The organism is Enterobacter sp. RHBSTW-00994, assembly GCF_013782625.1.
Classification (GTDB): Bacteria; Pseudomonadota; Gammaproteobacteria; order Enterobacterales; family Enterobacteriaceae; genus Enterobacter.
The window spans coordinates 3,265,897-3,286,723 of record NZ_CP056199.1 but is presented as its reverse complement, the minus strand read 5'-3'; the positions used below and the strand labels follow the sequence as shown (position 1 = coordinate 3,286,723).

The 20,827-nt window shown below is 54.8% G+C and carries 18 protein-coding genes; 13 read left to right on the top strand and 5 right to left on the bottom strand.

All coding sequences use genetic code 11. The annotated features are described in order from the left end of the window. The first annotated feature begins 64 nt into the window (after positions 1-64). Both nuoM and nuoN read left to right on the top strand, forming a co-directional pair. A complete protein-coding gene (gene nuoM, locus HV346_RS15735; protein WP_181620218.1) occupies positions 65-1,594 on the top strand; it encodes an NADH-quinone oxidoreductase subunit M in 1,530 nt (509 codons plus the stop codon). 6 nt (positions 1,595-1,600) lie between these two features. Beyond that, positions 1,601-3,058: an NADH-quinone oxidoreductase subunit NuoN gene (gene nuoN / locus HV346_RS15730; protein ID WP_181620217.1), complete on the top strand. Its 1,458-nt coding sequence runs from the start codon at positions 1,601-1,603 to the stop codon at positions 3,056-3,058. Between the two features lie 99 nt (positions 3,059-3,157). Here nuoN and HV346_RS15725 read toward each other — a convergent pair whose 3' ends face one another. Further along, positions 3,158-4,162 (bottom strand): chemotaxis protein, encoded by a 1,005-nt coding sequence (locus HV346_RS15725; RefSeq protein WP_181620216.1) that lies wholly within the window; start codon positions 4,160-4,162, stop codon positions 3,158-3,160. A 64-nt stretch (positions 4,163-4,226) separates the two neighbouring features. Next, positions 4,227-5,144 carry a ribonuclease Z gene (rnz, locus tag HV346_RS15720; protein ID WP_181620215.1) on the bottom strand — a complete coding sequence of 306 codons (918 nt, stop codon included), beginning with the start codon at positions 5,142-5,144 and terminating at the stop codon, positions 4,227-4,229. A 72-nt stretch (positions 5,145-5,216) separates the two neighbouring features. On the opposite strand from rnz, the gene HV346_RS15715 reads away from it, so the two are divergent. The 10 genes from HV346_RS15715 (at position 5,217) to HV346_RS15670 (ending at position 15,108) form a co-directional block, all read left to right on the top strand. Continuing rightward, the gene (locus tag HV346_RS15715; protein ID WP_181620214.1) at positions 5,217-5,678 is read left to right on the top strand and encodes a GNAT family N-acetyltransferase; all 462 of its coding nucleotides are present in this window, start codon (positions 5,217-5,219) and stop codon (positions 5,676-5,678) included. Positions 5,679-5,731: 53 nt separating this feature from the next. Further along, positions 5,732-6,037, top strand: coding sequence for a stress response protein ElaB (gene elaB, locus HV346_RS15710; RefSeq protein ID WP_181620213.1), 306 nt, complete (start codon positions 5,732-5,734; stop codon positions 6,035-6,037). Between the two features lie 96 nt (positions 6,038-6,133). Then, positions 6,134-7,429: an isochorismate synthase MenF gene (gene menF / locus HV346_RS15705; protein ID WP_181620212.1), complete on the top strand. Its 1,296-nt coding sequence runs from the start codon at positions 6,134-6,136 to the stop codon at positions 7,427-7,429. An 88-nt stretch (positions 7,430-7,517) separates the two neighbouring features. After that, a complete protein-coding gene (gene menD, locus HV346_RS15700; RefSeq protein WP_181620211.1) occupies positions 7,518-9,188 on the top strand; it encodes a 2-succinyl-5-enolpyruvyl-6-hydroxy-3-cyclohexene-1-carboxylic-acid synthase in 1,671 nt (556 codons plus the stop codon). Beyond that, the gene (menH, locus tag HV346_RS15695; RefSeq protein WP_181620210.1) at positions 9,185-9,961 is read left to right on the top strand and encodes a 2-succinyl-6-hydroxy-2,4-cyclohexadiene-1-carboxylate synthase; all 777 of its coding nucleotides are present in this window, start codon (positions 9,185-9,187) and stop codon (positions 9,959-9,961) included. The genes menD and menH overlap by 4 nt, the downstream gene beginning before the upstream one ends. Continuing rightward, entirely contained in the window at positions 9,958-10,815 is an 858-nt protein-coding gene (menB, locus tag HV346_RS15690) for a 1,4-dihydroxy-2-naphthoyl-CoA synthase (RefSeq protein ID WP_181620209.1), read from the top strand. Before menH ends, menB begins: the two co-directional genes overlap by 4 nt. After that, positions 10,815-11,780, top strand: coding sequence for an o-succinylbenzoate synthase (gene menC, locus HV346_RS15685; RefSeq protein ID WP_181620208.1), 966 nt, complete (start codon positions 10,815-10,817; stop codon positions 11,778-11,780). The genes menB and menC overlap by 1 nt, the downstream gene beginning before the upstream one ends. Continuing rightward, positions 11,777-13,138, top strand: a complete 1,362-nt coding sequence (menE, locus tag HV346_RS15680) for an o-succinylbenzoate--CoA ligase (RefSeq protein WP_181620207.1) — start codon at positions 11,777-11,779, stop codon at positions 13,136-13,138. The genes menC and menE overlap by 4 nt, the downstream gene beginning before the upstream one ends. A gap of 133 nt (positions 13,139-13,271) precedes the next feature. After that, positions 13,272-13,814 (top strand): YfaZ family outer membrane protein, encoded by a 543-nt coding sequence (locus HV346_RS15675; RefSeq protein ID WP_181620206.1) that lies wholly within the window; start codon positions 13,272-13,274, stop codon positions 13,812-13,814. A gap of 94 nt (positions 13,815-13,908) precedes the next feature. Then, a complete protein-coding gene (locus HV346_RS15670; protein ID WP_181620205.1) occupies positions 13,909-15,108 on the top strand; it encodes a nicotinamide mononucleotide deamidase-related protein YfaY in 1,200 nt (399 codons plus the stop codon). Positions 15,109-15,145: 37 nt separating this feature from the next. Here the strand turns inward: HV346_RS15670 and glpC are convergent, their stop codons facing one another. Genes glpC through glpA form a run of 3 tightly spaced genes read right to left on the bottom strand, consistent with a single transcriptional unit; the run spans position 15,146 to position 19,210 of the window. Beyond that, complete coding sequence (glpC, locus tag HV346_RS15665; RefSeq protein WP_181620204.1) at positions 15,146-16,336, bottom strand: anaerobic glycerol-3-phosphate dehydrogenase subunit GlpC; 1,191 nt, start codon at positions 16,334-16,336, stop codon at positions 15,146-15,148. Continuing rightward, positions 16,333-17,592 (bottom strand): glycerol-3-phosphate dehydrogenase subunit GlpB, encoded by a 1,260-nt coding sequence (glpB, locus tag HV346_RS15660; RefSeq protein ID WP_181620203.1) that lies wholly within the window; start codon positions 17,590-17,592, stop codon positions 16,333-16,335. Before glpB ends, glpC begins: the two co-directional genes overlap by 4 nt. Beyond that, positions 17,582-19,210, bottom strand: a complete 1,629-nt coding sequence (glpA, locus tag HV346_RS15655; protein ID WP_181620202.1) for an anaerobic glycerol-3-phosphate dehydrogenase subunit A — start codon at positions 19,208-19,210, stop codon at positions 17,582-17,584. Before glpA ends, glpB begins: the two co-directional genes overlap by 11 nt. A 256-nt stretch (positions 19,211-19,466) precedes the next feature. Between glpA and glpT the strand changes: the two genes are divergently transcribed. Further along, positions 19,467-20,819 carry a glycerol-3-phosphate transporter gene (glpT, locus tag HV346_RS15650; RefSeq protein ID WP_181620201.1) on the top strand — a complete coding sequence of 451 codons (1,353 nt, stop codon included), beginning with the start codon at positions 19,467-19,469 and terminating at the stop codon, positions 20,817-20,819. Positions 20,820-20,827: the final 8 nt, after the last annotated feature.

Below are 20,827 nucleotides of genomic sequence, written 5' to 3'. Positions count from 1 at the left end.
TTTTATTCGAATTCGTTGAAAATCAGGCCCCTGCTGGGGGCCTTAAAAAGGAATGTAAATCGCCATGTTACTACCCTGGCTAATATTAATTCCCTTCATCGGCGGCTTCCTGTGCTGGCAGACTGAACGCTTTGGCGTGAAGATGCCGCGCTGGATTGCGCTGATTACTATGGGATTGACGCTCGCGCTTGGCCTGCAACTGTGGATGCAGGGAGGTTATTCTCTGACCCAATCTGCGGGTATCCCTCAGTGGCAGTCTGAATTTATCCTGCCGTGGATCCCACGCTTTGGTATTACGATCCATCTGGCGATTGATGGTCTGTCGCTGCTGATGGTCGTGCTGACCGGTCTTCTCGGCGTTCTGGCGGTGTTGTGTTCCTGGCGAGAAATCGAAAAATACCAGGGCTTCTTCCACCTGAACCTGATGTGGATCCTGGGTGGCGTCATCGGCGTGTTCCTGGCCATCGACATGTTCCTGTTCTTCTTCTTCTGGGAGATGATGCTGGTTCCGATGTACTTCCTGATCGCGCTGTGGGGCCATAAAGCATCCGACGGTAAAACGCGTATCACGGCGGCGACCAAGTTCTTCATCTATACCCAGGCGAGTGGTCTGGTGATGTTGATTGCTATCCTGGCGCTGGTGTTCGTGCACTACAATGCGACCGGTGTCTGGACATTCAACTACGAACAACTGCTGAAAACGCCGATGTCTCACGGTGTTGAATATCTGCTGATGCTGGGTTTCTTCATTGCTTTTGCGGTGAAAATGCCCGTGGTTCCGCTGCATGGCTGGCTGCCGGATGCGCACTCCCAGGCGCCAACCGCAGGTTCTGTTGACCTCGCAGGGATTTTGCTCAAAACCGCTGCCTACGGTCTGCTGCGCTTCGCACTGCCGTTGTTCCCGAACGCCTCCGCTGAGTTTGCGCCGATTGCCATGTGGCTCGGTGTGATCGGTATCTTCTACGGTGCATGGATGGCCTTCACCCAGTACGACATCAAACGTTTGATTGCGTACACCTCCGTTTCCCATATGGGCTTCGTGCTGATTGCGATCTACACCGGCAGCCAACTGGCGTACCAGGGCGCGGTGATTCAGATGATTGCGCACGGTCTGTCCGCAGCAGGTCTCTTTATTCTGTGTGGTCAGCTGTACGAACGTCTGCACACCCGTGATATGCGTATGATGGGTGGACTGTGGGGCAAAATGAAATGGTTGCCTGCGCTGTCCATGTTCTTCGCAGTGGCGACTTTAGGTATGCCGGGAACCGGTAACTTCGTCGGCGAATTTATGATTCTGTTCGGCAGCTTCAAAGTGGTTCCGGTGATTACCGTGATTTCCACCTTTGGTCTGGTGTTCGCGTCAGTGTACTCGCTGGCGATGCTGCACCGTGCCTACTTCGGTAAAGCGAAGAGCGAAATTGCTGCACAAGAACTGCCGGGGATGTCGCTGCGTGAGCTGTTCATCATCTTGCTGCTGGTCGTACTGCTGGTGCTGTTGGGCTTCTTCCCGCAGCCGATTCTGGATACCTCGCACTCCGCGATGGGGAATATCCAGCAGTGGTTTGTTAATTCCGTTTCTACTACAAGGCCGTAATTCGCCATGACAATAACTCCACAACAACTGATCGCGCTGCTACCGCTGCTGATCGTCGGATTGACGGTGGTGGTTGTGATGCTCTCCATTGCGTGGCGACGCAATCACTTCCTGAATGCGACGCTGTCGGTTCTGGGTTTGAACGCCGCGCTAGTTTCCCTCTGGTTTGTTGGCCAGGCGGGCGCGATGGATGTCACGCCTCTGATGCGTGTTGACGGCTATGCCATGCTTTATACCGGTCTGGTTTTGCTGGCGAGCCTGGCAACCTGTACCTTTGCGTATCCGTGGCTTGAAGGTTACAACGACAATAAAGAAGAGTTTTACCTGCTGGTTCTGATTGCTGCTCTGGGTGGCATTCTGTTGGCAAACGCGAACCACCTGGCGGCCCTGTTCCTCGGTATTGAGCTAATCTCTCTGCCGCTGTTCGGCCTGATTGGTTACGCCTTCCGTCAGAAGCGTTCTCTGGAAGCAAGCATCAAATACACCATCCTGTCAGCGGCGGCCTCATCGTTCCTGCTGTTTGGTATTGCGCTGATTTACGCTCAGTCCGGTAACCTCTCTTTCGTGGCGCTTGGCAAGAGCCTCGGCGACGGTATGCTGCATGAGCCGCTGCTGTTGGCTGGTCTGGGCATGATGATTGTTGGCCTCGGCTTTAAACTCTCTCTGGTTCCGTTCCACCTGTGGACGCCAGACGTATACCAGGGGGCTCCGGCTCCGGTCTCTACCTTCCTGGCGACAGCAAGCAAAATTGCTATCTTCGGTGTGGTAATGCGTCTGTTCCTGTACGCGCCAGTGGGCGATAGCGAAGCGGTTCGTGTTGTGCTTGGCATTATCGCGTTCGTTTCCATCATCTTCGGTAACCTGATGGCGCTGAGCCAGACCAACATCAAACGTCTGCTGGGCTACTCCTCTATCTCTCATCTGGGCTACCTGCTGGTGGCACTGATTGCGCTGCAAAGCGGTGAGATGTCAATGGAAGCGGTGGGCGTTTATCTGGCCGGTTATCTGTTCAGCAGCCTTGGTGCGTTCGGTGTGGTAAGTCTGATGTCCAGCCCTTACCGTGGTCCGGATGCGGACTCTCTGTTCTCCTACCGTGGCCTGTTCTGGCATCGTCCGATTCTGTCTGCGGTGATGACGGTGATGATGCTGTCTTTGGCCGGTATTCCGATGACGCTGGGCTTTATCGGTAAATTCTACGTGCTGGCCGTTGGTGTGAATGCGGGTCTGTGGTGGTTGACTGCGGGCGTGGTTATTGGCTCCGCGATTGGTTTGTACTACTACCTGCGTGTGGCGGTGAGTCTGTACCTGAGTGCACCTCAGCAACTCAACCGTGATGCACCAACCAACTGGCAATACAGTGCGGGTGGTATTGTGGTACTGATTTCCGCGCTGCTGGTGCTGATCTTCGGCATTTACCCACAGCCGCTTATCACCATCGTGCAGCATGCGATGCCGCTGATGTAAGCAAGCTAAAAACAAAAAACCCGCCTCGGCGGGTTTTTTTATGGTTTGCGTCCTCTCCCCTGAGAGGAGAGGGGGTGATGACACCCGCCTACGCCGAACCTAAGCCAACTGCTTCCTGCTAATCAACGGTCCCTCTATTTTCTTCACCGAACGCTCCAGCACTTCCTCAATGACGGATGACAGCTCGTTCAGCTCGAATTTCGCCACATACCCATCTGCTTTTACCTTACGAATGTGATCTTCGTTGGCATTGCCAGAAAGTGAGGAGTGGATCACCACAGGAATATCCTTGAGGAACGGATCGGTCTTGATTTTGCGCGTCAGCGTAAAACCATCCATCTCCGGCATTTCCAGGTCAGTTAACACCAGCGCAATCTTGTCAGTGATTGGTACACCTTCCGCCTGTGCCTGGGCAGCCAGAACACCAATTTTTTCCCATGCTTCTTTGCCTGTGATATGCAGTTGCGCGGGGATTTCCATTGCCTGTAACCCTTTTTCCAGCATCGAGCGGGCGACTTTAGAGTCTTCCGCAACAATGGCGACCGCACCGGACTTGATATTGAATTTGGTCGTTTTCAGGTTGGTGGCGTGCAGATCGTGGTTCGCCGGGGTGATGTCATACAGGATTTGTTCAACATCCAGCACCATCGCCAGATCGTTGGTATCGGTCTTTTCATCAAGGCAGGCAATGCTGGTGATGTAGCGGCCGCTGACGGCGGTTTCCGCTGCGTGAACCTGTTTCCAGTCCAGACGCATGATGTTTTCAACAGACTCTACGGCAAATGCCTGTACGCTACGGGCGTATTCAGTGATCAACAGAATGTTCAGCCCGGTCGTTGGTTTACAGCCCGCTACTGCCGCCAGGTCAATGACCGGGATCACCTGATCGCGAATATTCACCATTCCCATCAACGGCGACTTCATGCCAGCAGGTTTGGTGAACTCTGGCATAGGTACAATTTCGCGCAGCTTAAAAACGTTAATGCCGAACAGCTCGGATTTGTTTTCATTGAGTGACGTGCCGAGACGGAACAGTAACAGCTCAAAACGATTCGACAGGGTCAGATTCGCCCTGTCATCAATATCTTTCTGGAAATTATCCATTTTACCCTCAAGTGAAATGCTGGCCTTTTAATCGTTATCGGCATCCTGAGGGAAAAGTGAAGGGTTAAACGCTGACCTGAGTGAAATCTTCGGCGAGCTCTGATTGGGAAAACACCTCACGGCACTCGGCCAGCAGGCCTGCACAGCCCTGGGCATCGTAGCGTGAGCTGACATGCGTGATCATCAGTTTCCTGACGTTAGCTTCGCGGGCAAGGCTGGCTGCCTGGCGTGTAGAGCTGTGGCCACGACTATTCGCTTTTTCTTCCATCGCGGCTTCGAGCGTGGCTTCATGTACCATCAGATCCACGCCTTGTGCCAGCGTCAGGGCTGAAGGACAAGGTGCTGTGTCGCCAAAAATAGCCAGTTTTTTGCCTGGCTGAGGGGCAGACAGATAATCCAGACCGCTGATGCGACGGCCATCCTCCAGCGTTATGGTTTCACCTTGCTTCAGGCGCTGGAATAGCGGCCCTGGTTTCACGCCATCGGCAATCAATGCAGCAGCATCCAGTGTGCCTGGCTTATCCTGTTCTTCAATGCGATAACCATAGCACTCAACAGGATGGTTAAGCTGCTGTGCTGTGACGGTATAAAGCGCATCTTCACACACCAGCCCTTCGTTAATTTCAACCACTTCCAGGGGATAATCGGTCCAGGAACCGCTCAAACGCAGAGTGGTTTCGACAAACTCGCGTATACCCGCCGGGCCGTAGATTGTGACAGGGTTAGCAATGCCCGCCATCGAACGACTGCACAGCAGGCCGGGCAAGCCAAACAGATGATCACCGTGCAAATGCGTAATAAAAATTTTATCCAGTTTGCCGGGATGATAGGCGGTACGGAGCAACTGGTGCTGCGTGCCTTCGCCACAATCAAACAACCACAGCCCACTACGGGTCGGGTGCTGCAAATCCAGCAGAATGGCGGTCACATTTCGTGATCGTGTTGGCACGCCGGCGGACGTACCCAGAAAAATCAGTTCCATAACGCAGTCTGGCTCTTTGCCGAATGAGAAAGTGTTTAGTATAACGTGATGAACCCTAATAAGGAGTCTGACATGATCCAGTGGCAAGATTTACACCATAGTGAGCTGAATATTCATTCGCTGTACGCCTTACTGAAATTACGCTGTGAAGTGTTTGTGGTTGAACAAACCTGCCCGTATCAGGACATCGATGGTGATGATCTGGTGGGGGAGAACAGGCATATCCTCGGCTGGAAGGATGATGAGCTGGTGGCGTATGCGAGGATTCTGAAAAGTGACGATGATTTTGAGCCGGTCGTGATTGGGCGTGTCATTGTCAGCGGCCAGGTCCGTGGTGAAAAACTCGGTTATCGGCTGATGGAGCAAACGCTGGCATCATGTGAAAAACAGTGGCCAGACAAGGCATTATACCTGGGGGCCCAGGCTCATCTTCAGTCCTTCTATGCCCACTTTGGGTTTGCTCCCGTAACCGATGTGTACGATGAAGATGGCATTCCACATATCGGGATGGCGCGTGAAGTGAAGCAGGCGTGATGGGGTGTCGTTGTCTATAGTTAGCGAACTGGTGTACTAACATGGAGAAAAATATGTCTTTTCAATCCTGGGATACCCGTATTGATGACGATCTGGCTCTGCTGAGCGAAACGCTGGAAGAGGTGTTACGTTCTTCAGGCGATCCCGCCGATCAAAAATACATTGAACTGAAAGCACGTGCAGAGAAGGCGTTGCATGAAGTCAAAAATCGCGTCAGTCAGGCTTCTGATACCACTTACTACCGTGCAAAAAGAGCGGTTTACCGTGCCGATGACTATGTGCACGAAAAACCCTGGCAAGGCATTGGCGCGGGTGCTGCCGTAGGGTTGGTGCTGGGGTTGCTGCTAGCCCGTCGTTAACACTGCTTTAAACGGTTAACCACTCCCTATACGTGGGTACTGCTATTTATCGTCAGTACCCCGTATAATGCGAGGTTTTAACAGGGAGAGGTTCGCGTGCATTCGATTTCCATTGCGCTGGAACGTCTGCGTAACCAGCTTGCGCAAGATATTCCGGCTACACCCGGTTTACGCCATTTCGACGTCTCTTTCCCGTTAAACGATGCTTTCGATCCGCTGGCCTGGCTGGGTGCTCAGGTTTGCTACCCTCAATTCTACTGGCAACAGCGTAGTGGCGATGAAGAGCTCGCGGCGCTGGGTGCTGTCATGCACTTTTCTTCTCTGGCGTCTGCCTGGCAGTTTTTGCACATCTCTGGTACGAGTGACGACACCCGTATTTGCGGACTGAATGCGTTTAATCCAGAGCAGGGCAGTTTATTTTTACCGCGTTTGCTATGGCTGCGCCATGCCGGGATCGCCACGCTACGTCTGCAGTTATGGAGTGAGCAGTCACTCCAGGATGATGCCCGGCGTGCACAGGACTTTTTGCAAACATTGTCTGACGCCAGGCCAATTGACGCGCTTGCAGCCCAGGTACTCAGCGAGACGCAACTGCCTGCAAGGCCAGAATGGCTGCGTCTTGTCCGCCACGCAACGGCGACCATCTCCCGTGGCGCATTTGAAAAAGTTGTTCTTGCCAGAGCGACTGATCTGCAATTTAATCAATCGGTTAATGCCGTTTCATTGATGGCGGCCAGCCGGGCACTGAATCTACATTGCTATCATTTCTGCATGGTATTTGATGCCAACAATGCCTTTCTCGGTTCCACGCCTGAGCGCCTGTGGCGTCGGCGCGGTACGCTTTTACGAACAGAGGCGTTGGCAGGTACGGTAGCCAGCCACACTGATGATAAACAGGCGCAGCAGTTAGGCTCATGGTTGATGAATGATGATAAGAATCAACGGGAGAATATGCTGGTGGTCGAGGATATCTGTCAGCGCCTGCAGCACCATACACAGACGCTGGAAGTGCTGCCCGCGCAAATTGTTCGTCTGCGCAAAGTGCAGCATTTGCGCCGTTGTATCTGGACAGCACTAAAACAAGCGGATGATGCTCAATACCTGCATGTGTTGCAACCGACTGCTGCGGTTGCCGGTTTGCCGCGACAGGCCGCCCGCGATTTTATTCAAAACAATGAACCGTTCGACAGAGAGTGGTATGCCGGATCTGCCGGATATTTATCGCTGGAGCAGAGTGAGTTTTGCGTGGCGCTACGCTCGGCCCGTATCAACGACGCTTCATTACGGCTGTATGCAGGCGCCGGGATTGTCAGTGGCTCTGACCCTGAACAGGAGTGGCTGGAGATAGAAAATAAAGCCGCAGGGTTGCGCACTCTGCTCCTTAGGGATTAAGACTGAGTCGCACATTCCCGATTCATATCAAAATTCTATCTTTTCCTATTATTTATACTGTGTCGCATTATTGATACCGGACAATATCATGTCAGTAAGTTCTTTTAACCGACGCTGGGCGGCGGTGATCCTTGAAGCCCTGACTCGCCATGGCGTCAGGCACGTGTGTATTGCACCGGGCTCCCGTTCAACTCCGCTTACGCTTGCGGCGGCTGAAAACCGGGCATTTATTCATCACACCCATTTTGATGAGCGTGGATTAGGCCATCTGGCCCTGGGGCTGGCGAAAGTCAGCCAAGCGCCCGTCGCAGTGATTGTTACGTCGGGTACGGCGGTGGCGAATCTCTATCCGGCGCTGATTGAAGCCGGGTTGACCGGTGAAAAACTGGTTCTGTTGACCGCCGATCGCCCGCCAGAACTGATCGACTGTGGGGCAAATCAGGCTATTCGCCAGCCGGGAATATTTGCTTCTCATCCGTCGCAGACCCTCTCTTTACCTCGTCCGACGCAGGATATTCCGGCAAGCTGGCTGGTGTCGACTCTCGATCAGGCAATGGCCTCGCAACGCAGCGGGGCATTACATATTAATTGCCCGTTTGCCGAGCCGTTATACGGTGAACTGGACGATACCGGGCTTGAGTGGCAGCAGTCGCTTGGTGACTGGTGGCACAGTGAAACGCCGTGGCTACGCGCGCAAACCCATCTGGAAAGTGCAAAGCAGCGCGACTGGTTCTTCTGGCGACAAAAGCGCGGTGTCGTCGTTGCCGGGAGAATGAGTGCCTCAGAAGGTAAACGCGTGGCTGAATGGGCGCAAATGCTCGGCTGGCCGCTGATCGGTGATGTACTCTCGCAAACCGGACAACCGCTCCCCTGTGCCGACCTCTGGCTGGGGAATGCAAAAGCCGTGACTGAACTCGCGCAGGCGCAAATTGTGGTACAGATTGGCTCCAGTCTGACGGGGAAACGGGTTCTTCAGTGGCAGGCGACATGCACACCCGAAGAGTACTGGCTGGTGGACCCGCTGGAAGGCCGGCTTGACCCGGCTCATCATCGTGGGCGTCGTCTGGTCAGCGAGATTGAAACCTGGCTGGAATTGCATCCGGCAGAAAAACGCAAACCCTGGGCTACGGCGATCCCCGCGCTTTCAGGCCGGGCATGGGAACTCACTCAACAGCAGTGTGAAGGATTTGGTGAAGCGGAACTGGCGCACCGGATTTATCAGTATCTGCCTGAGCAGGGCCAGCTGTTTGTGGGTAACAGCCTGGTCGTACGTTTGATTGATGCGTTCTCGAAGCTGCCTGCGGGATACCCGGTTTACAGTAACCGGGGGGCAAGTGGCATTGATGGATTGATCTCAACGGCTGCGGGCGTACAACGTGCCAGTGCTAAATCCACGCTGGCGATCGTGGGGGATTTATCTGCCCTGTACGACCTCAACGCGCTGGCGTTATTGCGGCAGGTATCCGCGCCTTTTGTATTGATTGTGGTTAATAACAATGGTGGACAGATCTTCTCCTTACTGCCAACGCCACAAAGCGAACGTGAGCGTTTCTATCTGATGCCGCAAAACGTGCAGTTTGAGCATGCGGCGGCCATGTTCAGCCTTAAGTATCAGCGGCCTGAAAACTGGGATGAACTGGACGCGGCGCTGAACAAGGCCTGGAGACAGCCGGGCGCAACGCTTATCGAGCTGGTGGTGGACGACGCTGATGGCGCTCAGCGTTTGCAAAATCTGCTGGCACAGGTAAGCCAACTGTGATCCTTGCAGGTGTGAAACAGGCCGGAAAACCAGGCGTTCCCTGGCTTGTTTTTTTGCACGGTTTTTCCGGTGATTGTCGCGAATGGCAGACTATCGGAGAGACGCTCAGCGATAACCGCTGTTTATATCTTGATCTGCCGGGACACGGCGGTTCGGCGGGTATTTCCGTCAACGGGTTCGATGGGGTCAACGATTTGCTGACCAGAACCCTTCTTAGTTACAACATACTTAATTACTGGCTGGTGGGGTACTCTCTCGGCGGGCGCATTGCGATGTTTCATGCCTGCCAGCAACCAGCAGGGCTGCGCGGACTGATCGTTGAAGGCGGGCATCCTGGTCTACAGAACCCTGATGAACGTGAGGCGAGATACCGGTCCGATATGGCCTGGGCGACACGTTTTCGCTCCGAGCCGCTGGATAAGGTTTTTACCGACTGGTATCACCAGCCCGTTTTTGCCTCCCTGACGGATGCCCAACGCACAGGTCTGGTCGCCCTGCGTAGCCAGAACCACGGCATGCATCTGGCGGATATGCTCCTGGCCACTTCGCTTGCTGTCCAGCCCGATCTTCGTATGCCGCTCAGCGCGCGCAATTTTCCTTTTTACTATTTATATGGTGAACGTGATGAAAAGTTCGCAGCCATTGCGGCGGAACTGAACACCGAATGCCATGTGATCCCTAATGCCGGACACAACGCCCACCGGGAAAACCCGGACGCGGTTGCCGCGAGTCTGGCTCAGATACTGCGTCTTCGAATAAAGGACTCTCAATGATCTATCCTGATGAACACATGCTCTATGCACCGGTTGAATGGCAAGACTGCTCCGAAGGTTACACCGACATTCGCTACCATAAATCCGCTGACGGCATTGCTAAAATCACCATCAACCGTCCGCAGGTGCGTAACGCTTTCCGTCCACTGACCGTGAAAGAGATGATCCAGGCGCTGGCAGATGCGCGCTATGACGACAATATCGGTGTGATCGTGCTGACTGGTGAAGGTGAAAAAGCGTTCTGCGCCGGTGGCGATCAGAAAGTCCGCGGCGACTACGGCGGATACCAGGATGATGCGGGTACACATCACCTGAACGTGCTCGATTTCCAGCGCCAGATCCGCACCTGTCCGAAACCGGTTGTCGCAATGGTCGCAGGTTTCTCCATCGGTGGCGGTCATGTGCTCCATATGATGTGTGACCTGACTATCGCAGCTGAGAACGCCATTTTTGGCCAGACGGGCCCGAAAGTCGGCTCCTTCGATGGCGGCTGGGGGGCATCCTACATGGCGCGTATTGTCGGCCAGAAAAAAGCGCGCGAAATCTGGTTCCTGTGCCGTCAGTACAATGCCAAAGAAGCGCTGGATATGGGCCTGGTCAACACCGTTGTGCCTATTGCCGACCTCGAAAAAGAGACCGTCCGCTGGTGTCGCGAAATGCTGCAAAACAGCCCGATGGCACTGCGCTGCCTGAAAGCTGCACTGAATGCCGACTGCGATGGTCAGGCGGGTCTGCAAGAGCTGGCCGGTAACGCCACAATGCTGTTCTACATGACCGAAGAAGGTCAGGAAGGGCGCAACGCGTTTAACGAAAAACGCCAGCCAGACTTCAGCAAATACAAACGGAACCCATAATGCGTGGCGCGCAGGTTTACCGTTGGCAGATACCGATGGACGCGGGCGTGGTGCTGCGTGAACGGCGGTTAAAAACCCGTGAGGGGCTTTTCGTTCATTTGCAGCAAGGTGAACGGAATGGATGGGGCGAGATTTCGCCACTTCCGGGGTTCAGCCAGGAGTCGATGGATGATGCTCAGACGGCATTGATGTCATGGGTGGATGCCTGGCGAGATGGGGCCAACCCTTCGTTGCCCGATATCCCGTCGGCAGCGTTCGGGATCAGCTGCGCTCTGGCAGAACTGAGCGGCAGTTTGCCTGCTGAGGCGAATTATCATGCTGCGCCATTGTGTACCGGTGATCCGGATGAACTCTTCGCACTGCTTTCCGCCATGCCAGGTGAGAAAGTGGCGAAGATCAAAGTCGGGTTGTATGAGGCCGTTCGTGACGGGATGGTGGTAAACCTGCTGCTGGAAGCGATTCCTGATCTTCACCTGCGTCTGGATGCCAACCGCGCATGGACCCCGCTGAAAGCACAGCAATTTGCGAAATACGTCAATCCGGCCTGGCGCAACCGCATTGCGTTTCTGGAAGAACCCTGTAAAACCCGTGATGATTCGCGTGCTTTCGCCCAGGAAACCGGAATTGCTATCGCCTGGGACGAGAGCCTGCGTGAAGCGGATTTCCGGTTTGATGCTGAGCCGGGCGTCAGTGCGGTGGTCATCAAACCAACGTTGACGGGGAGCCTGGAAAAGATCCGCGAACAGGTCCTTTCTGCGCGCGCTTGCGGTCTGACGGCCGTCATCAGTTCATCCATTGAATCCAGTCTTGGCCTGACGCAGCTGGCGCGCATTGCCGCCTGGTTAACGCCAAATACCACACCAGGGCTGGATACGCTGAATCTGATGCAGGCGCAGCTCATTCGTCAATGGCCGGGGAGTTCGCTTCCATGTCTGGGTATTGAGGCGCTGGAGCCATTGCGATGAGTTTTCCCGACTGGCCGTGGCGGCACTGGTGCGCGCATTTTGCCTCTCAGCCAGCGCTGCGCCTGGATGATGAGTCGCTTAACTGGCAGCAGTTGTGTGAGCGTGTAGATCGTCTTGCCACCGGTTTTCATTCGCAGGGTGTGAATGAGGGTGACGGTGTGATGCTGCTTGCCCACAACCATCCACAAACGCTACTGGCGTGGCTTGCTCTGCTGCAATGTGGCGCGCGCGTTTTACCGGTTAATCCGCAGTTGCCGCATCCACTCCTGGATGTGTTGTTGCCTCAGATGACATTGCGTTTTTCGCTGGTACTGAACGGGGCGTTTGCCGGCCTGCCTGCGCTGGTTATGCGTGAAGAACCGGGGCATTACAGCGTGGCATGGCAGCCGGAACGCCTGGCCTCGATGACGCTGACTTCCGGCTCTACCGGGTTGCCAAAAGCCGCTGTACACACGTGTGCAGCCCATCTTGCCAGTGCGAAAGGCGTTCTGGCGCTGATGTCCTATCGCGGTGAGGACGACTGGTTGTTGTCACTGCCGCTCTTTCACGTTTCAGGTCAGGGTATTTTATGGCGCTGGCTGCAGGCCGGTGCGCGTCTGACCGTGCGCGAAAAGCAGCCGCTGGAGCAGGCTTTGCAGGGTTGTACTCACGCGTCGCTGGTTCCAACGCAGCTTTGGCGGTTGCTCAATACGCCGCACCCCATCGTGCTAAAGGCCGTGCTGTTGGGTGGCGCAGCGATCCCGGTAGAACTGACGCTCAAGGCGCGAGAGCAGGGCATTCGCACCTGGTGTGGCTATGGTCTGACTGAGTTTGCCTCGACGGTGTGTGCAAAAGAGGCGGATGGCGAGCCAGATGTGGGCTGCGCGTTACCAGGCAGGGATGTGCGGGTCGTCGAAGGGGAAGTCTGGCTAAGGGCACAGAGCATGGCGGCAGGCTACTGGCGAAATGGCGTCCTGCTCCCACTGGTGAATGCGCAGGGCTGGTTTGCCACCCGCGATCGCGGTGAAATTCACGACGGACGGCTGACGATCCTCGGTCGTATGGATAATCTCTTTTTCAGCGGTGGAGAAGGGATCCAGCCAGAAACACTGGAGCGTGTTATTGCCACGCATCCGCAGATAAGCCAGGTGTTTATTGTCCCGCTGGACGATGCTGAGTTTGGGCAGCGTCCCGTTGCTGTGGTGGAGTGCGAACCCGGTGCGGACATTACGCAATTCCCGGTCTGGGTAAATGACAGGCTGGCGCGTTTTCAGCAGCCTGTTCACTGGCTGATCCTTCCTGCTGAACTCAAAAACGGGGGAATTAAGATTTCGCGTCGTGCATTGCAGCAGTGGGTGAATGCATCGCTGAAGGGCTAGCAACATCTTCCGTGGTATCAAATCGTTACAAACTTATTGTCTGGCGCACGCAGAGCGCTTGATCCCGGAGAGCCTCGGGTTAAAATCTCGCGGTTTTGGAGCATCTCTAATTAAATTGTGTGGGATCACGACAATGAAAAAAGTGGCATTACTGGGTCTTGGTGGCCTGATGTTTGTTTCAGCGGCGGCTAACGCCATTTCTTTTAGCGGTCAGGCAGGCAAGGACTACACCAACCTCGGTTTTGGACTGGGGACGGAAACCTCCGGTCTGGCGATGACAGGTAACTGGACGCATAACGATGACGACGGTGATGCGGCTAGCCTCGGCCTGGGTCTGAATATTCCACTGGGGCCATTCCTGGCAACGGTTGGTGGCAAAGGCATTTATACCAATCCGAATAACGGTGATGAAGGCTACGCGGCGGCTGTTGGCGGCGGTCTGCAATGGAAAATCGGCGACAGCTTCGGCCTGTTCGGTGAGTACTACTACTCTCCTGATTCGCTCTCCAGCGGTATCGACAGCTATGAAGAAGCTAACGCAGGAGCACGCTGGACGATTATGCGTCCTATCACTGTTGAAGCGGGTTACCGTTATCTGAACCTCGCCGGTAAAGATGGTAATCGTGACAACGCACTGGCTGATGGTCCGTATGTTGGTGTAAGCGCAGGTTTCTGATCTCTTCGGCGCGGCGTTCTGTCGCGCCAGTTTCTCTCTTCTCCCCACATTCAATTGCGCTATAGTGTTTTGACCATATAAGCGGGAGAACACAATGATTAACGTGGAGATGTTATCCACCGGCGACGAAGTGCTGCATGGACAAATTACCGATACCAATGCCGCCTGGTTAGCCGATTTTTTCTTTGAACAGGGATTACCGTTAACGCGCCGCAATACCGTGGGTGACAACCTGGAGTCGCTGGTCAATATTTTGCGTGAGCGTAGTGAACATGCTGATGTCCTGATCGTAAATGGCGGACTTGGCCCCACCAGTGATGATTTAAGCGCATTGGCTGCGGCGACGGCGAAAGGTGAAGGGCTGGTTCTGCACGAAGCCTGGCTGGCCCAGATGGAACGGTTCTTTGCTGAGCGTGGCCGGGTGATGGCCCCGAGCAACCGCAAGCAGGCAGAAATTCCTGCCAGTGCTGAGTTCATCGATAATCCGGTTGGTACGGCCTGCGGATTCGCCGTCACGCTGAACCGCTGTGTGATGTTTTTCACCCCCGGCGTGCCGTCCGAATTTAAAGTCATGGTTGAGCAGCAGATCCTGCCGCGTCTGCGCGAGCGGTTTACTTTGCCTGAACCACCTCTTTGTTTACGACTCACCACATTTGGCCGTTCCGAAAGCGACCTGGCGCAAAGCCTTGACCCTCTGCCGCTGCCGCCTGGTGTGTCGATGGGGTATCGCTCTTCAATGCCCATCATCGAGCTGAAACTGACAGGCCCGGCAACCGAAAAAGACGCTATGCTGGCCCTGTGGCCAGAAGTACAACGCGTAGCGGGAGAAAGCCTGATCTTTGAAGGAACAGAAGGTTTGCCTGCGCAGATCTCGCGCCACTTGCAGGCGCGTCAGTTGAGTCTGACCTTAAGCGAGCAGTTTACGGGAGGGTTGCTGGCGTTGCAGCTTTCACGGGCTGTAGCCCCACTGCTGGCCAGTGAAGTTGTGCCGTTCCAGCAAGAGACGCTGATGCAAACTGCACGCTGGGCGGCCGAGCGAAGAGTCAACCATTTTGCTGGCCTGGCGCTGGCTGTGGGTGGGCTTGATGATGAACATCTTAACTTTGCGCTGGCGACGCCTGAAGGAACCTATGCCTTGCGGGTTAAAATGAGCATTACCCGCCACAGTTTGGCTGTACGTCAGGAAGTGTGTGCCATGATGGCGCTGAACATGCTGCGTCGCTGGCTGAACGGGAAAGAGGTCGCCAGCGAACACGGCTGGATCAATGTGGTCGAGTCGCTGTTCATCGAATGACACCTTTGCCGGGGTCGCATCACCCCGGCAATAGCTATTAGCCCAGCGCCTTAGCCAGCAGCGTGATTGGATGTTCGCAGCGCTTGCTGGTAGACATCTCAATTTGCCATTTGCAGGTTTCACAATCGGTGACCACCAGGTCAGCGCCACTCTCCTCAATTTGCCGGAACAACGGCGCACCGATGGCTTGCGATGTGGCGTAGTTTTCACTTTTGAAGCCGTAGGTTCCCGCAATGCCACAGCAGCGTGAATCCAGTATCGTCAGCTCCAGTCCAGGAATTAATCTCAGTAGTTCGAGGGTATACAGCGACCATCCCATTTTTTCCATGTGACAGGGTGTGTGATAAACCACTTTCAGCGGCAACTGGCCCAGCGGGAGCGTCTCTCCTGCATCCAGTCTGCGCCAGAGATAGCGTGTCGCCAGTTCGATATGTTCGCGCAGGCCGCTGTTATCCACGTCAAGCAGATGAGGATACTCATCGCGCAGTGTAAAAGTGCAGGTGGATGATGTGGCCAGTACCGGAAGGCCTTTCCCGTCGATCGCCTCACGAAGTGATGTGACATTATGTTGAGCCTGTTTACGTGCTTTTGCTGTAAAGCCGTTCGCAATCAGCGGTACGCCACAGCACTTCTCTTTATTGAGCAACTGTACGCCCGTACCCATGGCGTTCAGTACCTTAAGCAGATCTTTCCCTAACTGCGGGTGGTTGTAATTCACGTAGCAACCATGGAAAAACGCGATCTGATCGGCATATTGTGCCTGTTCTGCCGCCACTGATTTGTACCAGCGACGGAATGTACCGAGGGAATATTTCGGTAGACTACGATGGTGATCGATTTTGAGCGCCACATCGAGCAACTGGCGCACAGGTTTGAGCGACGTGGCGGCATTGACCAGCGGTGCAAAGGGCGTTGAGACGCTTCCCATCAGATCGGTATGGCTGAGAATGGCATCGCGCAGCGTGGGTTTTTGCGTGCTGTAACGTGCGCGTGCACGCTGGATGATGTCGCCAATTTTGACATCCGAAGGGCAGGCCACTTCACAACGTTTACAGTTGATGCAGTATTTTAGCGCTTCATCGTACAACGCTCCGTCTTTCAGGCGCAGACGCTCGCCGTCGGGGCCAGCCTGTTTTGGGCCAGGATAACGCGGATTCACGCTGCTCACCGGGCAAGCAGTGGTACAAACCGTGCATTTAATGCAGCTTTCGAAGCGGGTATCGTTCATTTTTCTGCCTCTGCGCGATGGCAAATCTGTTCTGCAACATACAGCGCCGACATGGCACAAACACCACCGCCGCAGCCCTGAGCGATGGGATCAAAGCCACCCAAAATCGATCCGATGGCGTAGAGATTGTCGACCGATACTCCAGATAACTGTGGGTGCAGGTTGTTATCGACGATCACACCAAACTGTTGCCAGGGTTGTGGGGTGAAAAAGTCACTCTGATACCAGTCTGCGCGCGATGCGCTTTGTCTCACATCCAGCCCGAGAATGGCCTCCCGGATGCCGTCGCGGTTGCTCAATAATCCGTTGCTAAAGAAACTGCCGCTCGCCAGCACCGCAAAGCGTGTTCGCAAGGGGATATCGTCATGATTTCGGGTCCAGACCTCGCTGACGCCTCCGCCAGTAAGGGTGATTTTTTTTACCTCGTCACCTGCCATCCAGATGCCACCCTGGGCGATAAACTGGCGCTGGAGCTGGTTATGCAGGCGGATACCGGGCACAGACGGCGGCAGTGTAGGCAGTAACCCCACGTTGCAGGGGAGACGGTCTGAAAGCCAGCGCCAGAGCCGGTTATCGGTTAAGCCAAAGCAGGCAGGCATAAACAGGCTGTCGCAGGTATTGCTGAGCGGTTTTAGTGCCTCAAAGAGCAGTGGCCATTTGTCTTCGTTATCCAGGAACCGGGCAATATTCACTGCCCGAAACTCACTGGCGTTATCACGCAGGACGTCAAGCTCAGGAAGTTCTATTTCTGCTGTATCTGCGTTGATCCCCTGATGGCGAAGAGAAGCCGTGGCCAGATGAGGCTGGAAATCCAGAAAACCACTGATGCCGACAACCAGTATGCGTTGAGCGGTGAGAGGGGCAACAGGGACTTCCTCAGGGCTTAGCCAGGCTGAACGCAGAGTCCCAAGTGGCGTAACGCGCTGATGATTATGGTGAGCATTACCTTGCAACCGCGCCCCGCAGGTTGCCAGTAGCGCTTCTGCCTCATGGACGAGACGGGCGATAGGTTGCGAGCCTATCAGGCTATAAGGATGTTCTGATGGCAGAATATCGGGCTGACTCAGGGTCGCCAGTGGGGCGTTTACCGGCGTGCCATCGGGTAAGGCTCCCAGCAAATCCAGCGATCCAGACGAAAAATGCAGTGCGCTCTGACCGCGGCTGATAATGGCGCAGCGCAGGCCGTGTTGTGTCAGTTTCAGCCCGCAGAGTACACCTGCCAGTCCACCGCCAATGATTACAGTATCAAATTTCATCGTGTTGCCCCTTTTCCAGACCACACAGCCCCTGATATACCCAGCGGGTAAACTCGCTTTCGCGCAGGGCATCTCCCCAGGCGACGGGCTGCACGCCTTTCCAGCGTTCATTCAAAAAGTCGCTGAGCTGATCCAGCGACTGGGTTGAGGTGGAGACATGAAAACGCTGCAATAACCCGGCAGCGCGACATGCGCACAGTTCACCCTGGCAGGTCCCCATGCCCACGCGTGTACGGCGGCGCAAATCAAGCAGGTTATTCACCGTCAGATTTTCTACGGCGTATTGCACCTCGCCTGCGGTAACCGCTTCACACTCGCATACCAGGCTGCGGCTGAGACGCCCTTCACCGAGCCACGACGGCGTTCTGTCGCCATGGCGGTAGATGGCTGAGCCGCGCAAAGGCGCCGGAAGCGAGATGATTTTATGCAGCGTTTTTTCTGTGGATTGCTGTGAGCCGGGAAGGGATTGCGTCGCCGTGATACACGGCTGAGTATTGCCAAGCTTACGGCACACGGCATCCGTAGCCCACTGTGCCATCAGCCGGTAGGTCATCAGTTTGCCGCCGGTAATAGTTATAAAGCCTTCCATCCCGTCGCGCTCAGCGTGGTCTAACAACACAATCCCCCGGCTGACGTTACGCCCGCTGGGATCGTTATCGCTGGCCACCAGTGGGCGTACACCGGCGTAGGCACGGAGAATGCGGGTTTGCGCCATTATTGGGGCCAATTTTTCCCCTTCTCGTAGCAAAATATCAACCTCTTCGGCGGTGACCCGGTTAACGTCGATCTCGCTGTAGTCAACGTGGGTTGAGGTGGTCCCAATCAAGGAAATCGTATCGCCAGGTACCAGGATATCGGCATCAGACGGCTTGCGGCAGCGGTTGATCACGTGGTTATTAATGCGGTGGTCGAGGATCAGCAGCGACCCTTTGGCCGGGAACATTCGGATCGACAAATCCGCATATTCCGCAATACGTTGCCCCCAAATCCCCGCCGCATTCACTACCACGCTGGCATACAGTTCGCTGTGTTCCTTGTATTGCGGATCAAAGACCCGAACGCCACACACAGTATCACCCTGGCGAATAAGCCCGGTCACCTCATGCCCTGTGAGAATACGTGCGCCATGTTCGCGGGCATCCAGCATATTGGCAGCAGTCAGGCGAAAAGGATCAACTGTGCCGTCGGGGACTTTGACTGCCCCTGTGAGTGCCGGGTTGACGGCGGGCTCAATGCGGCGGGCGAGAGCGGGATCGATAGCTTCGGCATCAATACCGGCAGCGAGACAGGCCGTAATAAACGTGTGCTGGAAGGCCAGGCTATCTTCCGGGAGTGTGATGAACAGACCGTTGGTTGGTTCGATGCAATGACGAGCAATGCGTTTGAGGATCTGGTTTTCAGCAATACACTCGCGGGCAGATTCGCTGTCCGTTACCGCGTATCGTGCGCCGCTGTGAAGCAGGCCATGATTGCGTCCGGTTGCGCCAGTCGCAATGTCGTGACGTTCCAGAAGCGTAACGCTTAAGCCTCGTAGCGCGCAATCTCGTGCAATGCCTGCACCGGTAGCGCCACCGCCAATGATAATCACATCGCTATAGCGGGGATCGTGAGTTGTCATTGTCTTCCCTCGTGTTCGTTTTTTTACCATTTAGCCACATGGATAGCACGGTTTGTTTGATTTCGAACATAATCGAGCGTTATACGAAAGTGAAACGTGATTTCGTGCGCCTTTTTGCGCACTTTGTCATATTTCTGTAACAATATGTGCGTTGATTCACAGTAACAATCACCGTGATTTTTTAACATCGCCGCCTCTCTGGAGTCGTGGGGCAGTTAAACCCCCGAAAATTCAATCTATGGCCACGGAGGCTGTCATGCTGAGTATCTTCAAACCTGCGCCGCATCGGGCGCGTCTGCCAGAGGCAGAGATTGATCCGCTATACCGTCGCCTGCGCTGGCAAATCTTCCTGGGCATTTTCTTCGGATATGCGGCTTACTATCTGGTACGCAAAAACTTTACCCTGGCTATGCCCTATCTGATTGAGCAGGGCTTTTCGCGCGGCGATCTGGGGTTTGCGCTGTCCGGGATCTCGATTGCTTATGGCTTTTCCAAATTCATTATGGGGTCGGTGTCAGACCGCTCGAACCCGCGTGTATTTTTACCGGCAGGGTTGATTCTTGCGGCTGCGGTCATGTTGTTTATGGGGTTTGTGCCGTGGGCAACCTCCAGCATTGCCATCATGTTTGTTCTGCTGTTCTTATGTGGCTGGTTCCAGGGGATGGGGTGGCCGCCGTGTGGGCGTACGATGGTGCACTGGTGGTCGCAGAAAGAGCGTGGTGGCATTGTCTCGGTGTGGAACTGCGCGCATAACGTGGGCGGCGGTATCCCGCCACTGCTTTTCCTGCTGGGAATGGCGTGGTTTAACGACTGGAAAGCCGCGCTTTACATGCCTGCCTTTGGCGCGGTTCTGGTGGCGATTATTGCTTTTGCACTGATGCGCGATACGCCACAGTCCTGCGGATTGCCCCCTATTGAAGAGTACAAGAATGATTACCCGGACGATTACAGCGAACAACATGAAGAAGAGTTGACGGCGAAGCAGATCTTCATGAAGTACGTTCTGCCCAATAAATTGCTGTGGTATATCGCGATAGCGAACGTCTTTGTCTACCTGCTGCGTTACGGCATCCTCGACTGGTCACCGACCTATCTCAAAGAGGTGAAGCATTTTGCGCTGGATAAATCCTCCTGGGCTTACTTCCTGTATGAATATGCAGGGATCCCTGGCACGCTGCTTTGCGGCTGGATGTCAGATAAGGTGTTTAAAGGCAATCGTGGTGCAACGGGTGTCTTCTTTATGACGCTGGTGACCATTGCGACGGTGGTTTACTGGCTCAACCCGCCGGGTAACCCTGGCGTTGATATGATTTGTATGATTGTGATCGGCTTCCTGATTTATGGTCCGGTCATGCTGATTGGTCTGCATGCGCTGGAGCTTGCACCGAAAAAAGCAGCTGGGACGGCGGCAGGCTTTACCGGCTTGTTCGGCTACCTCGGTGGTTCCGTCGCGGCGAGTGCCATCGTGGGTTATACCGTGGACTTCTTCGGCTGGGATGGTGGCTTTATGGTGATGATTGGCGGCAGCGTGCTGGCTGTTCTGCTGTTAATTATCGTGATGTTTGGTGAGAAACGTCACCACGCCGAAATGCTCGCGCGTCGTCAATAAGGAGTGTG

Bases quoted from the DNA above. Each gene is read 5' to 3' on its own strand.
- nuoM (WP_181620218.1), top strand. From the start codon at position 65: ATGTTACTACCCTGGCTAATATTAATTCCCTTCATCGGCGGCTTCCTG.
- nuoN (WP_181620217.1), top strand. From the start codon at position 1,601: ATGACAATAACTCCACAACAACTGATCGCGCTGCTACCGCTGCTGATC.
- HV346_RS15725 (WP_181620216.1), bottom strand. From the start codon at position 4,162: ATGGATAATTTCCAGAAAGATATTGATGACAGGGCGAATCTGACCCTG.
- rnz (WP_181620215.1), bottom strand. From the start codon at position 5,144: ATGGAACTGATTTTTCTGGGTACGTCCGCCGGCGTGCCAACACGATCA.
- HV346_RS15715 (WP_181620214.1), top strand. From the start codon at position 5,217: ATGATCCAGTGGCAAGATTTACACCATAGTGAGCTGAATATTCATTCG.
- elaB (WP_181620213.1), top strand. From the start codon at position 5,732: ATGTCTTTTCAATCCTGGGATACCCGTATTGATGACGATCTGGCTCTG.
- menD (WP_181620211.1), top strand. From the start codon at position 7,518: ATGTCAGTAAGTTCTTTTAACCGACGCTGGGCGGCGGTGATCCTTGAA.
- menB (WP_181620209.1), top strand. From the start codon at position 9,958: ATGATCTATCCTGATGAACACATGCTCTATGCACCGGTTGAATGGCAA.
- menC (WP_181620208.1), top strand. From the start codon at position 10,815: ATGCGTGGCGCGCAGGTTTACCGTTGGCAGATACCGATGGACGCGGGC.
- menE (WP_181620207.1), top strand. From the start codon at position 11,777: ATGAGTTTTCCCGACTGGCCGTGGCGGCACTGGTGCGCGCATTTTGCC.
- HV346_RS15675 (WP_181620206.1), top strand. From the start codon at position 13,272: ATGAAAAAAGTGGCATTACTGGGTCTTGGTGGCCTGATGTTTGTTTCA.
- HV346_RS15670 (WP_181620205.1), top strand. From the start codon at position 13,909: ATGATTAACGTGGAGATGTTATCCACCGGCGACGAAGTGCTGCATGGA.
- glpC (WP_181620204.1), bottom strand. From the start codon at position 16,336: ATGAACGATACCCGCTTCGAAAGCTGCATTAAATGCACGGTTTGTACC.
- glpB (WP_181620203.1), bottom strand. From the start codon at position 17,592: ATGAAATTTGATACTGTAATCATTGGCGGTGGACTGGCAGGTGTACTC.
- glpA (WP_181620202.1), bottom strand. From the start codon at position 19,210: ATGACAACTCACGATCCCCGCTATAGCGATGTGATTATCATTGGCGGT.
- glpT (WP_181620201.1), top strand. From the start codon at position 19,467: ATGCTGAGTATCTTCAAACCTGCGCCGCATCGGGCGCGTCTGCCAGAG.